Origin of the sequence: Caldanaerobacter sp., assembly GCF_049701115.1 — a bacterium.
GTDB lineage: Bacteria > Bacillota > Thermoanaerobacteria > Thermoanaerobacterales > Thermoanaerobacteraceae > Thermoanaerobacter.
This window is the reverse complement of record NZ_JBNATX010000002.1, coordinates 106,492-119,977: the sequence shown is the minus strand read 5'-3', so window position 1 is coordinate 119,977 and position 13,486 is coordinate 106,492. Positions and strand designations below refer to the sequence as shown.

General features: G+C 38.5%; 7 protein-coding genes. All 7 read left to right on the top strand.

Going from position 1 to position 13,486, the window contains the following annotated elements; translation table 11 throughout:
• Positions 1-220: 220 nt before the first annotated feature.
• The 7 genes from ACPLVE_RS01900 (at position 221) to ACPLVE_RS01870 (ending at position 13,483) form a co-directional block, all read left to right on the top strand.
• A complete protein-coding gene (locus ACPLVE_RS01900; RefSeq protein WP_424609326.1) occupies positions 221-955 on the top strand; it encodes a YwmB family TATA-box binding protein in 735 nt (244 codons plus the stop codon).
• Between the two features lie 9 nt (positions 956-964).
• Entirely contained in the window at positions 965-2,212 is a 1,248-nt protein-coding gene (gene murA, locus ACPLVE_RS01895) for a UDP-N-acetylglucosamine 1-carboxyvinyltransferase (RefSeq protein WP_424609325.1), read from the top strand.
• Between the two features lie 125 nt (positions 2,213-2,337).
• Positions 2,338-4,281, top strand: a complete 1,944-nt coding sequence (locus ACPLVE_RS01890) for an OPT family oligopeptide transporter (RefSeq protein WP_424609324.1) — start codon at positions 2,338-2,340, stop codon at positions 4,279-4,281.
• A 50-nt stretch (positions 4,282-4,331) separates the two neighbouring features.
• Complete coding sequence (locus ACPLVE_RS01885) at positions 4,332-4,679, top strand: PqqD family protein (RefSeq protein ID WP_424609322.1); 348 nt, start codon at positions 4,332-4,334, stop codon at positions 4,677-4,679.
• Positions 4,680-4,792: 113 nt separating this feature from the next.
• Positions 4,793-5,917, top strand: coding sequence for an alanine dehydrogenase (gene ald, locus ACPLVE_RS01880; RefSeq protein WP_424609320.1), 1,125 nt, complete (start codon positions 4,793-4,795; stop codon positions 5,915-5,917).
• A gap of 379 nt (positions 5,918-6,296) precedes the next feature.
• Positions 6,297-7,967 (top strand): PEP/pyruvate-binding domain-containing protein, encoded by a 1,671-nt coding sequence (locus ACPLVE_RS01875; protein ID WP_424609319.1) that lies wholly within the window; start codon positions 6,297-6,299, stop codon positions 7,965-7,967.
• 236 nt (positions 7,968-8,203) lie between these two features.
• Positions 8,204-13,483 (top strand): IPT/TIG domain-containing protein, encoded by a 5,280-nt coding sequence (locus ACPLVE_RS01870; RefSeq protein ID WP_424609317.1) that lies wholly within the window; start codon positions 8,204-8,206, stop codon positions 13,481-13,483.
• Positions 13,484-13,486: the final 3 nt, after the last annotated feature.

Genomic DNA, 13,486 nt, shown 5'->3' with positions numbered 1-13,486 from the left:
TTATCTGACTTTTTCTCTTTTTATCTAAATATTTCTAATAACTGTCCAATTTTCCTCAATTGGTAATGAAAAATTTATAATGTTATATGAATAAAACTTTTTACAATTGTCAATAATTAAAAATAGAAGGGCGGTGAAAATAAGCGAGTCCATTCTCCCCCTTGTGGATTCGCGAAGTTTTTACCGCTCAATTTTTAGTTTTGACTAAGGAGGGATTTGGGTGAAAAAAATAGCTGTTTTGATAGCACTAATAGTAGGATTCATATTAATCTTTGGAATGGAAATGCCGATTTTAGGGGCGAGTGAAGTAAACAAGTTTTATAAAGCTTTTAAAGCAACTGGTGCGAAATATGAATATGCCAACATAAATGGTTGGGGAAAGCTCAAGAAGGATTTTGTAGAAATAAAGGATATGGAAGATTACCTGAGAGTAGTTTCGGAATCTTTGAGAATAAGAGATTATTCTTTTAGACAAGTATGTGATAAAGATCTAAGGCAGGTACTCTTTGAATATAGAGACGCCGAAAGGGATGTTACGGTTGTAGTTCAATCGATAAAAAATGATGACAGGTCAGAGACCTATCTCTTAATAGATGAATATTTAAAAAATGCTGATAACCTTGCAAAAGAAAGAGAGGCTATAGAAAAAGCTTTTCAAAAGGTGAAAACTAAACCTATTATTGCTACTTCAATTGTAGGGAGTTTTAAAGGGGATTTGAGTTTGGAAGAAAAAAGAGGTATAGTTAGAGAGGTATTTAAGATATTAAAAGCAAAGAAAGTAGAAGGGATAGAGGATATTGAGGTAATAAGCCTTTCGGGGTATATCAAGAATTTAGGGGAATACATTGCAGTAGGGAATGAAAAAATAAACTTACAGGTAGCTTTAAGATACAGCTCTTATGAGGATAAGACTTATATATGGGTAGCAACTCCATTAATAGGAACAGAATATTAAAAGAGGGTGATGAAGACGAGGTTTGTCGTTGAAAAAAGTCCGCCCCTTGTGGGGACGGTTAAGATAAGTGGGGCAAAGAATTCCGTTTTGCCAATACTTGCTGCTTCTTTGCTTTCTGCAGATGAGATCGTGCTGGAGGATATACCACCTCTAGAAGATGTAAATGTAATGATGGAGCTTATAAAAAATTTTGGCGCCTTTTGTGAGTTTGAAAATGGGAAGTTGAAAATAAGGGTGGATATAAAAGACGTGGAGGCGCCTTACGAACTTGTTAAAAAGATGAGAGCGTCTTTTTTGGTTATGGGTCCCATACTTGCAAAATTAGGTCATGCAAGGATTTCGATGCCAGGAGGTTGTGCAATAGGGGCACGTCCCATTGACCTTCATTTAAAGGGTTTTAAGAGCCTAGGAGCGGATATTACAGTTGGGCATGGCTATGTGGAGGCAAGAGCGAAAAAGTTGATAGGTAAAAAGATATATCTTGATTTTCCGAGCGTTGGAGCAACGGAAAATATAATGATGGCAGCGGTTTTTGCTGAAGGTGTGACTGTGATTGAAAATGCTGCCGAAGAGCCTGAAATTGTTGATTTGGCTAATTTTTTAAATAAAATGGGAGCGAATATAAAAGGGGCAGGAACGGATGTCATAAGGATAGAAGGGGTAAAGAAATTGAAAGGGGCAGAACATACCGTTATACCTGATAGGATTGAGGCAGGGACCTTTATGGTAGCAGCAGCTATGACAGGAGGAAATGTACTTATTGAAAATGTGATAGTAGATCATGTAAGGGCTATAATTGCAAAGCTTGTAGAATGTGGGATTAAAGTGAAGGAAGAAAAAGGAGGAATAAGAGTAAAAGGAATGAAAAATTATAAGGCCGTCGATATAAAGACTTTGCCATATCCGGGATTTCCAACGGATATGCAGGCTCAGATGATGGCAATGATGACGGTAGCGAAAGGAACCAGTGTTATAATAGAAACCGTCTTTGAAAATAGATTTATGCATGTAAGCGAGTTAGAAAGGATGGGAGCGAATATAAAGATTGAAGGCAGGAGCGCGATGGTGACAGGAGTAGACCATCTGACTGGAGCAGAAGTGAAAGCCACAGATTTAAGAGCAGGCGCGGCATTGGTTCTGGCAGGTCTAATAGCCGAAGGTAAGACGGTTATCAATAATATACATCATGTGGATAGAGGGTATGTGAAAATGGAGGAAAAATTAAGGGCTTTGGGTGCAAAAATATACAGAGAATAGATTAAAAATTTTTTGTAAACATTAGAAGGATTTTTTTAGCTTTTGGAGAATAATAATTATTGTGGCCTATTTTAAAGACTTTCTTTTCAAATAAACGTTTAATCAAGTACAGAAGGAGGGAAATCATGGCAAAAGCCAAAGAGTCTGATAATAGGAAGCTTTCGCATGAAGCTTATGGCGGTGTTCACGGAAGCGAGTACATCCCTTTTATTCCAGCTGATAAAGTGCTTCCAGAACTCACGGTAGTTGCTGTAATAGTGGGAAGTTTATTTGCCATCATTTTTGCGGCAGCTAATGCTTATCTTGGTCTTAAGGCAGGAATGACCATAAGTGCGGCTATTCCTGCAGCAGTTTTAGCAACTGCACTTTTAAAAGGACTTTTTAAAAGAAACAGTATTTTAGAGGCAAACCTAGTAATGGCTATTGCAGCCACGGGAGAAAGCCTTGCAGGAGGTATCATATTTACTCTTCCGGCAATTGTGCTTTGGGGGTTGAAAGACCAGTTTACTCTATCTAGGATTGTTTTCGTAATACTAATAGGTGGACTTTTAGGAGCGCTTTTTGTTATACCTTTGAGAAGGTATTTGACTGTGGAAGAACATGGTAAACTTATTTATCCAGAAGGAATGGCGGCGGCGGAAGTGCTTGTTACAAGCAATCAGGGCGGAACAGGATTTATGACAGTGCTTTCTGGAATGATTGTAGGGGGAATTTATAAACTTTTATCTGGCGGTTTTGGCATGTGGTCTGAAAGCCCTTCATGGGTTATCAAGAGATTTGAAAGCACAGAAGTGGGTGTAAATGTGCTTGCATCTTTGATGGGTGTAGGATTCATCGTGGGATTGGATGTAGCTATGTACATGCTGGCGGGCAGCGTTTTGGCATGGTTGGGACTCATTCCTCTAATAAAATTCTTTGGTGCAGGACTTACTACCCCTGTTTATCCAGCTACTGACCTTATAAGGGACATGTCGGCGGGCGCTATATGGAGTAAGTATATAAGATACATAGGTGCTGGTGGAGTGTTGGCAGGAGGATTCATAAGTCTTATAAAAGCTCTTCCGACTATCATAAAAGCTTTTAGAGAGTCAATAGTAGGTCTTGGAATGAAAGGTAAGGAAGTAAAAAGGACCGATATAGATGTTTCTTTAACATGGGTGATATTTGGAGCAGCATTCGTGTTCTTTGTGGCATGGCTTATGCCTTCTTTTGGAGTTACTGCTTTGGGAAGCTTGATGGCTGTTTTATTTGCATTTTTCTTTGCAGTTGTATCGGCTAGAATTACAGGACTCGTCGGTGTTTCTAACAATCCAATTTCTGGTATGACTATCGCGACTTTGCTAATAGTGACTTCTGTGCTAAAACTTGCAGGGATCGTGGGAAATGAGGGTATGATAATTGCCATTACTATTGGAGGTATTGTGTGTGTAGCGGCAGCCATTGCAGGTGCTAACGCTCAGTCTTTAAAGACTACCTTTATAATAGGTGGTACTCCTAAACATATTGAAGTATTTACCTATGTTGGAATAGCGGTGGCTTCTGTGTTTGCAGGATTGGTCTTAATACTCTTAAACAATGCTTACGGTTTTGGGACAAAGGATATCCCTGCACCTCAAGCCACTATAATGTCAATGGTGGTAAAGGGTATTATGACAGGAGATCTTCCATGGACTTTCATAATAGCTGGTATATTTATGGGAATAATGGCTGAGATGATGCATGTTCCAGTTCTTCCCTTTGCTATAGGACTATACCTCCCCTTTGAGCTCAGTGCGGCCATTGCTGTTGGAGGAATTATAAGATGGATAGTAGACCAGCAGTATAGAAAAGATGAGCAGTTGCGCAAAGAGAAAGTAGAAAGAGGAATATTAGTAGCTTCTGGACTTGTAGCGGGAGATGCACTCATGGGGCTTGTCATAGCTATATTTGCAGGAGCAAAGATAAGTATAGACTTCGCTTCTGGTTGGGCGACGAATACTTCCTCTTATGCTCCGTGGTTCTCACTTTTCATGTTTATGCTGGTAGGACTTTTCCTCTACTTTTACACTGTCAAAAATGATAAGAGATAGAAATCAAGCACCCCTTCTAGAAGGGGTGCTTGATTTAAAGGAGTGATGAGATGAAGGATAATTTCTTGCTCTATATTCCCAAGAAAAGTAAAAAGGTAAATTGGGAGAAAAAACAAGAAAAGATTGTTTTTTTGTTTTATCACGACAGATTGATTGAGAAGGTAGCAAGGCTTTTTGTTAAAAAGCCCAGAGTTACTACTCTAGAGTTAGATGATATTGGTACAGCAGTGTGGGAGCTTATAGATGGAGAAAAAAATGTATATGAAATAGGACAGGAATTGAAAGAACGTTTTGGAGAAAAGGTAGAACCTTTATATGAAAGGTTGTCTCTTTTTTTAGGTTATTTAAATAAAAGAGGATGGATATATTTTTCAAAAAAAGGAGATACTAAAGAGTAATTCCTTAAAAATTTTTACTATTTCTATTTTTTGTAGAAGGATTTTTGATAGCGAATGTAGAATTTATATAATGAAAAGCTTTTGATAAAAAATTAATAGAGGGGAGATTGTTTATGAGAATTGGTGTTCCCAAGGAGATAAAGACTGCAGAATCCCGTGTTGCTATAACTCCTGCAGGAGTAGAAGCTTTTGTTAAGAATGGCCATGAAGTATACATTGAAAAAGATGCAGGATTAGGAAGTGGTATTACAAATGAAGAATATGAAAAAGCTGGTGCAAAGATATTGCCTACTGCCAAAGAAGTGTACGATATAGCTGAGATGATAATGAAGGTGAAAGAACCACAGCCAAGCGAATACGACTACTTGAAAGAGGGACAGGTTCTGTTTACTTATCTACATTTAGCACCCGACAAGCAGCAGACAGAAGCTTTATTGAGGCAAAAAGTGGTAGGTATTGCCTATGAAACGGTACAGCTTGACAACGGTTCTTTGCCTTTATTAACTCCAATGAGTGAAGTTGCTGGTAGAATGGCTGTAACCATAGGAGCCTACCTTTTGACTAGTATAAACCAGGGCAGAGGAATTGTAATGGGCGGAGTTCCAGGTGTTGAACCAGCCGAGGTTGTCATAATAGGTGGAGGAACAGTGGGTACTAATGCGGCTAAGGTAGCGGTTGGAATGGGAGCGAGAGTTACAATACTGGATGTAAATCCTGCAAGACTTGCTTATCTTGATGATATATTTGGCGGAAGAGTTACGACGTTGATGTCCAATAGTTTCAACATTGCAGAAAGCGTAAAGAAGGCCGATTTATTGATAGGTGCTGTACTTATACCGGGTGCTCGAGCGCCTAAGCTTGTGACAGAAGAAATGGTCAAGACGATGAAGAAAGGTGCCGTAATCGTGGATGTAGCAATAGACCAAGGCGGATGCGTGGAGACCTGTGACAGAACGACTTCCCATACAGATCCGTATTTCATAAAGCATGGAGTTGTTCACTACTCAGTTCCTAATATACCAGGGGCTGTACCGAGAACTTCAACTTTTGCTCTCACGAATGTTACACTTCCTTATGCATTAGAAATTGCTAACAAGGGCTACAAGAGGGCATTGCTTGAAAATAAGGCGCTTCTAAAAGGGCTTAATGTCTACAAAGGAATGGTCACATACAAACCTGTGGCAGAAGCGCAAGGATTAGAGTATGTAGATCCAGTTGAGGCTTTGAATAAGGTATAAATGTCTGACCTCCCACAGTAAATGTGGGAGGTTCAGACTGTTGATAAAATAGAGAAGTGGCATTTTGTGTGTAAATGCGACTTGTTGCCAAAGCGATAACTAAACTTGGCGAACTTGAGGAGCGAAGGCGGGGCGAGCAAAGCGAGCGGATTCTTAGCCTTTTGGCGAATTGGCCGGCACCCCGCCGGAGCTCGAAAAGTGAGCCTTAGTTTAGTCGCTTTGCAACTCCGGAGCATTAACACAAAATGCCACTTAAATAAGAAGGACTTTGTCAACAAACTGGACCTCCCACAGTAAATGTGGGAGGTTTTTATTGTTTATTGAGAAATCTCATGGTATAATTTTTTTAAATCAAATGACGTGTTAGGCGGTGGAGAAAATGTTAGAAATTTTCTCAGGCAGTAGACATAAAGTCTTTGGCAACGGGCATATTGGAGGCAAAGCTTCGGGGCTTTCTTTTGCCGAGGAAGTTTTGGAAAAATACCGCGATGATTTCAAGGGCGCTGTAAAGATTCCTGAAAGTTTTTTTATCGCAACAGATTATTACGAAATGTTTTTGAAATATAATAACCTCGAAGACATTGATGAGAATACCCCTTATGAGGAGGCAGAAATACGGTTTAAAGAGGCGGAATTTCCTCCTGAATATAAAAATATATTGAGAGAAATTTTACGAGTGATGGATTACCCTCTTGCAGTGAGGTCTTCTTCTTTGTTGGAGGATAACATAAAATACTCTTTTGCAGGTAAATACTACACTACTTTTATATCCAACAGGGGGACAGAAAGAGAAAGGCTAAAACAGCTGGAAAAAGCTATAAAAGAGGTATATTTGAGTGTATATGGGCCTGATGCTGTTACTTACAGAAAGAAGCACGCATCAGGGCAAAAAGAGCTTATGGGTGTTATAGTGCAGAAGTTGATCGGCAGTCAGAAAGGAATATACTTTTATCCGGATGTGTCTGGAGTAGGTTTTTCCAGGAATTATAGAAGGTGGACAGATAGGATTAAGATAGAAGACGGAGTGGTGAGACTGGTATTTGGTTTGGGCACAAAGTGTACTGGAAGAGGGTATGCAAGGGTATTTTCTCTTACCAATTTAAGATTGAGGCCAGAAGGCAATAATCCCTATGAAATTGCAAGGAATTCTCAAGAAGCTTTTGATGTGTTGAACTTGATAACAGGTGAACTGGAAACCTATAACATAAATGAAGTTCCCCATTTTTTAAACTATCATTCTAGAATAAGAGATATAGCACAAATTTATTCCAAAAAAGAAAATGCCATACTTGATATAAATATGTTAAATTTCAGAGGAGAATATGAAAAGTATATATTTACGTTTGAAAATTTTCCACGGAAGCACAAAACTTTTTTTAATACGGTTTCTACTTTGTTTAAATGCCTAGAAAGTGAAATGAAGGTTCCTGTGGATATAGAGTTTACTTATGACCTGGATACGGGAGAATTCTATCTGGTTCAGGCTCGGCCTTTAAGTTCCTATGAAACCTTTAGAAGAATTCACATACCGAAAGACATCGAGAAAAAATGTATTTTGCTTAAGGGAGATAGGATGCTGACAAATGGAATGCTTAAAAATATAAAATATATCGTGTATGTGGATCCCGAGGTTTATACTAACTATAAAGACAAACATGAAATTGCGCGCATAATAGGACGCATAAACAAAAGTTTAGGTGATAGATATATACTAGTGGGGCCTGGAAGATGGGGATCTTCGAATCCATATCTTGGAGTTCCCGTTATATACAATGAGATATCTAATGCTGCTATGATTGTTGAACTTGGGATAAGAAATGGAGACTTTATGCCGGAACTTTCCTATGGTACCCATTTTTTTGCCGACTTAGACGCGGACAATATCCTTTATATGCCTGTGTTTGATGGTTATGAAAACAATATATTCAATGAGGAATGGTTTAAAAGGGGGAATTTTATAGACACAGGGGTTAAAATATTTGAAGGAAGGTTTGACGCTTATTTAGATGGAGAAAAAATGGTAGGATATGTTGTATCTAATGAAAAATAAGTCGATTTATGTAAAAAAATGAGACATAAGTCCTATTTAAAATGCCAAAATAGTGTAATATAATCTAAATTGTAAGAATGATTCCCCTTTTCCCCATAAAATTTAATATTCTGCACCCCCAACCCAATGTAGGCTGCTCTAGAGCAGCTATTTTTTTGTTCTTAAGGCTAAAGTTTATGAATTCGCGTACCGATAAATAAAAAGAGGTATCTTGTTGTGAAGGGAGCAGGAAGATTATGAAAAGATTTCTAGCGATATTTGTAGCTGTGACGATGTTTTTTTCACTTTTCCCAGGAAATATGTCGAAAGCTTATGCTGCGTATCCTCCTAGTATAACTGGAGTTTATTCTTTAAGACTTGATGGAACGATGGCTTCTCCGGCAAAAGGGCCGGTAGACGGTTACACGGACATAAAAATCACGGGTAGCGGATTTATAACATATGATTCAAGTGGCAATGTGGTTGCTTCTATTACTGATGTCTACATAGATTCTCCCGAGTCTTCAAAAAAACTTACTGTCCTGAGTGTAAATGAAAGTACGATTTATGCCAAAGTTCCTCCTGCTAATTCTCTAGGACTTTCTGCTAATGTCCCTTACACTATTATAGTTAAAAGAAGTGATGGACAAAGTGCTGCTATATTCAACGGTTTTACTTATGTTAATAATCCCTTGATTTCAAAGGTAGCTCTTGATAATTTTATTACCCTAGTAAAAGATTCAAATGGCAATGTGGTTGGCAGAACGAGCAAATCTTACATAAGGATAGAGGGAAGCTATTTTAATGACATAGGCCTTGTCCAAATAAACGGGGAGACTGCCTCAATTGTCTCTCAAAGCGGTTCTGTGATTATTACTACGATTCCTCAGAACATTTTTATAGATCCTACCTCTACATATCAGGTGAGTGTTACAAACATATACAGGGGGAGCAACATTAAAAACACAACGATTTCTGCAGTAAATCATGATATAACTGGTCTTTCTAAATATGTGGCAATTGTAGGCGATGAAATTACAATATATGGTAGAGGCTTTAGCTCCTTAGGGACGGATTTTAAAGTGTACATGGGTAATAATCTTGTCCCTTCTAATGATGTAAATATAAAAAGCGATACAGAGATGACGGTCAAGGTTCCTGCTCCAAAGGATACGACTTTGGAATATCAAAATGTGGATATAGTTGCATCAAATGGTTCCACGGCTACTTTAGTGAGTGCTTTGAAGATAATACCTACACCTGCTGTATTCACGATAGATAATATAACTCCAAATGCTGGTTCCGTCTCTGGAGGGACGAAAGTAATCATAGTAGGGCAAAATTTAAGAGAGGATTTGATAGTGAAGTTTGGCGGTGTAGCTGCAAAAAGTGTTCAGAGCATAAACCTTTCCGGCCTTACAGGTAATCAAAGGGCTATACAAGTAGTAACTCCCCCCTATTCGAAATCGGGACCTGTTGATGTAGCAATAGTCGACCCCGTTACAGGCTATACTGTTACTAAACAGAATGCCTTCTTCTATTTGGCTGTTGAAGATACGATGGTTGTGATAGATATGAATCCTATCGAAGGATATGAAAATGGGAGCACTCCAGTTACTCTCTGGGGGTTCAATTTTCAAAAAAGTGATGACCCAGCTAATTATATTTATAATGAAGACAAGACGGAGATAACTTATATAAATACAAGTTATAGCTATAAAGACCCGGTCAGTGGGAATTATATGACAGGTACAAGGGAAAGAAAGCTTTATGTTACTTTTGGCGGAAACAAGGCGCAAATCGAGAATATATATAAACCTGACACGGGGCAGCAGACATTGAACGTGTTGTCTCCCAGTGTGACTTTAAACCCACCGGGACAGAATATGCCTGTAGATGTAGTGGTGACAGTTGAGACAACGATTAAAGATACAAATGGTAATGTAGTCATGCAGTATTCGGAACAGAGTTCTCCTCCTTCTAAGTTTACGTATAAACCCTTGCCTTCAAACCCGGTGATTTTATCTATTTCTCCTAACATGGGAAGCCGCGCGGGAGGAGACACGGTAATAATACAAGGTTTTGACATAAGACCTGGAGTTAAAGTGTACTTTGGAGATAAGATGGCAACGGTAAAAGACCTCACGACTGGCGGCGATAATAAATCGGTATTAACTGTTATTTCACCTGCTTCTACTGTTTTGGGATATGTAGATGTTAAAGTTATAAATAAAGATGCTGATTTACAAAGAGGATTTTATGTGTACAAAAATGGCTACTATTACTATACTTCTCCTTCTATAAGCAGTATATTTACAAATTTTGGTTCAAAATATGGGGGTAATCTCATTACCATCTACGGCTCAGACTTTTTTGTAGGGCAAACAGTGGTGGATGGAGTTTATTCTCCTAAATACCCGGATGTCAGAATAGGCAATATACAGCTTAAAGTTATAAGTGTTGAAGATAAAGATGGGAATTTAGTAGATGGGAAGAAGTTCAAAATAGGGACAAAAATAAAAGCTCTAGTGCCGGAGACATCCACACCATACGCTGTTGGTTGGTATGACCTAACCATTAAAAACTATGATGGATTGAATGGAACAGTAGGCGGCAGTGTTACTTTGCCAAATGCCTTTGAAATAAAAGATACTCAAAAACAGCCAAGCATTATCTCTGTAGATCCCAATAAAGGGCCTACAAAAGGTGGAACTATTATTAAAATTGTAGGCAGTAATTTTGAAAAAGGGAGCATTGTAACAATCGACGGGGTTCAGGCTAAAGTGAACAAAATTTCGAGTGGAAATACCGAAATCGAGGCTACTACACCTCCAGGTAACCTAGGTAAAAAAATAGTTCAGGTTATAAATCCTTCCGATGGAGGAGTAGCTTCACTGATTGACGGTTTTGAGTATGTGCTTATCGAGACAAAGCCCCAGATAACAAAGGTTGTTCCAAATTATGGTGGAAAAGGTACATTGATTTACATCTTTGGAAGTGACTTTTCAAAAAAAGTGGGAGACAGTGAAGGGGCAAAGGCTTACATAGGGAATACTGTTCTTGAGAATGTGTATGTACTGGATGAAAATACTATAATAGGAGTTGTACCTGACCTCAAATACACCGGCCTTTATGAAATAAAAGTGGTAAATCCGGATACAGCTACAGCGATAGCTCCTGAGAAGTTCCATTTTTTAGTACCAGAGAGTAGCCCTGTAATAACCTCTGTGACTCCTAATTTTGGTACGGTGAATGGCGGTACTACTATTTTGATTGAAGGACAGGATTTTAGAAGAGGAGCAGAAGTTTTTATAGGTGGAAATAAAGCTTCAAACGTTGTAGTAAGTTCTGACGGCAAGTCTATAACGGCTGTTACACCCCCAGGGAAGCCGGGGAAGGCGTACGTTACGGTGGTGAATTATGACGGGGGCAATTACACCTACGGAATTCACGAGGGAGAAACCGGATTTACTTATGTGATTCCAAATAGTCAACCTGTGATAACAAAAGTGGAACCTGATAAAGGTTCTACCTATGGAGGGCAGGAAATTACAATCTATGGACAGGATTTCAGGATCTCTAAAGATGAGCAAGGGAACGTTTTAAAAGATGAAAATGGAAACCCGATAGGTCCAGATGTATATTTTGGAAGTGTAAAAGCACAAAAAGTTGTATATATAGACTACGGAACGCTTAAGGTCATAACTCCGCCTAATGTACCTGGTAAAGTAAGGGTTACTGTAGTGAATTACGATGGAGGGCTAGGATACCTCGAGGGAGGATATACTTACATCCAATCCAAGCCTCAGATTAAGCAAGTAATACCTCCAAAATTCGATAAAGCTGGCGGGACATATGGAATAATAGTGGGAAGCGATTTTTCAGTGCCTATATATGACAAGGATAAGTTAATACTTCCAGGTTCTTCTGTATATGTGGATGGAATAAAGGTGAAAGATGTACAGATTGTCGATAGCACGACGATAAAATTTATTGCGCCTCCTGTTGATAAGATAGGGATAAAGGAGTTAAAAGTGATCAACCCGGATGGAGGTACGGCTACTTTTAACATAGAATATGTGTCTCCCAGTACACATCCCGAGATTTATTCTGTTACACCAGATAAAGGTAGTGTAAATGGCGGGACATATGTAGTGATAAAAGGAAAAGAGTTTAGAGAAAAAGTAAAAGTGTATTTTGATGCTTATGAAGCGAAGGTGGTATCTACATCTTTCGATACCATTGTTGTTATTACACCTTCTGGAGACCCCAAAAAGGATGTGGATAGGTCGGTTGATGTAACTGTCTTTAATGAAGAGGATGGAGGAAGTTTTACCTTAAAAAATGGATTTACATATATTGCAACAGAAACCAAGCCTAAAATCATATCCATCACTCCAAATACAGGGTCTACCAAAGGTGACGAGACAGTGACAATTACAGGTGATGATTTTAGGCAAGGAGCAAGGGTATTTTTTGGAGAAAAAGAAGCTTTGAAAGTAATTGTAAAAAGTTACAATACCATAATTGCCGTCACGCCTCCTCATTCGGAAGGGAAGGTGGATGTGATTGTAAGGAATCCTGACTATGCTGATGCAGTTTTATCACAAGGGTTTACTTATATCAGGACTGTCCCTGATGAACCTGTGGGTTTTTGGGTGGAGAATATACCGGGGAATGACCATGCTTTAAGACTTCGCTGGTCAGAGACAAAAGGGGCAAAATATTATGAAATATATTTAGTTTTAAGTAATATTTACGGTATAACAAATTATAAATTCATAGCTTCTACTGACAAACTGGAGTACTATGTAGCGAATTTGAACCCAAATACAACCTACACTTTTGCGCTACGGGCTGTCAATGAATTAGGACCTAGCAATTTCGTGACAGCTTCCGGTACAACTGACAGGTCTTCAAATAGCAAGTACGATACTTATGTTGAAGGAGCCAAGGAGAATAAGACCAGCATTTCTGCATCTAATGGAGCATTGATTGTAACTTTGGGAGATATTACTGAGAGCGAATACATTCTAAACTTTAAAGATAATATTTATAAAAATGTAAACAGATGGGTAATAAATGTGCCGTCTAAATATAAAAATACAGTGAAAAAAGTCAAGATTTACACTCGAGGATTTGAGATGGAATTTTACTTAACTGACCTCTATCTTTCTGGAGATTATGACAGAATAACGATAACTAAGATAACGGGGAAAGAGTATGAAGATATAGTGAAAAACTTGTCTAAAAATATAACGCTTTTGTCGGATATATACGACATAAGGTATGAAAAGGTCACCGATGGGAAGACGGTAAATTACAATAATTTTAAAAATTACATTTATGTATTGATAGCCTTAGATAGCAATAGACTAGGTAAAAAAGATATAAACCGTACAAAGATTTCCCATATTACCCACTATTTACCATCCCCTGCTCCTAATCCTGCCGTAAATATGTACAATGTAGATTCCAATAAAAATACTGTATCAGGCAAAATTTCTTCGCCTGGGCAGATTGCTGTAATATACTAAGGA

Coding starts and splice junctions, on each gene's coding strand:
- murA (WP_424609325.1), top strand. CDS start 965: ATGAAGACGAGGTTTGTCGTTGAAAAAAGTCCGCCCCTTGTGGGGACG.
- ACPLVE_RS01890 (WP_424609324.1), top strand. CDS start 2,338: ATGGCAAAAGCCAAAGAGTCTGATAATAGGAAGCTTTCGCATGAAGCT.
- ACPLVE_RS01885 (WP_424609322.1), top strand. CDS start 4,332: ATGAAGGATAATTTCTTGCTCTATATTCCCAAGAAAAGTAAAAAGGTA.
- ald (WP_424609320.1), top strand. CDS start 4,793: ATGAGAATTGGTGTTCCCAAGGAGATAAAGACTGCAGAATCCCGTGTT.
- ACPLVE_RS01875 (WP_424609319.1), top strand. CDS start 6,297: ATGTTAGAAATTTTCTCAGGCAGTAGACATAAAGTCTTTGGCAACGGG.
- ACPLVE_RS01870 (WP_424609317.1), top strand. CDS start 8,204: ATGAAAAGATTTCTAGCGATATTTGTAGCTGTGACGATGTTTTTTTCA.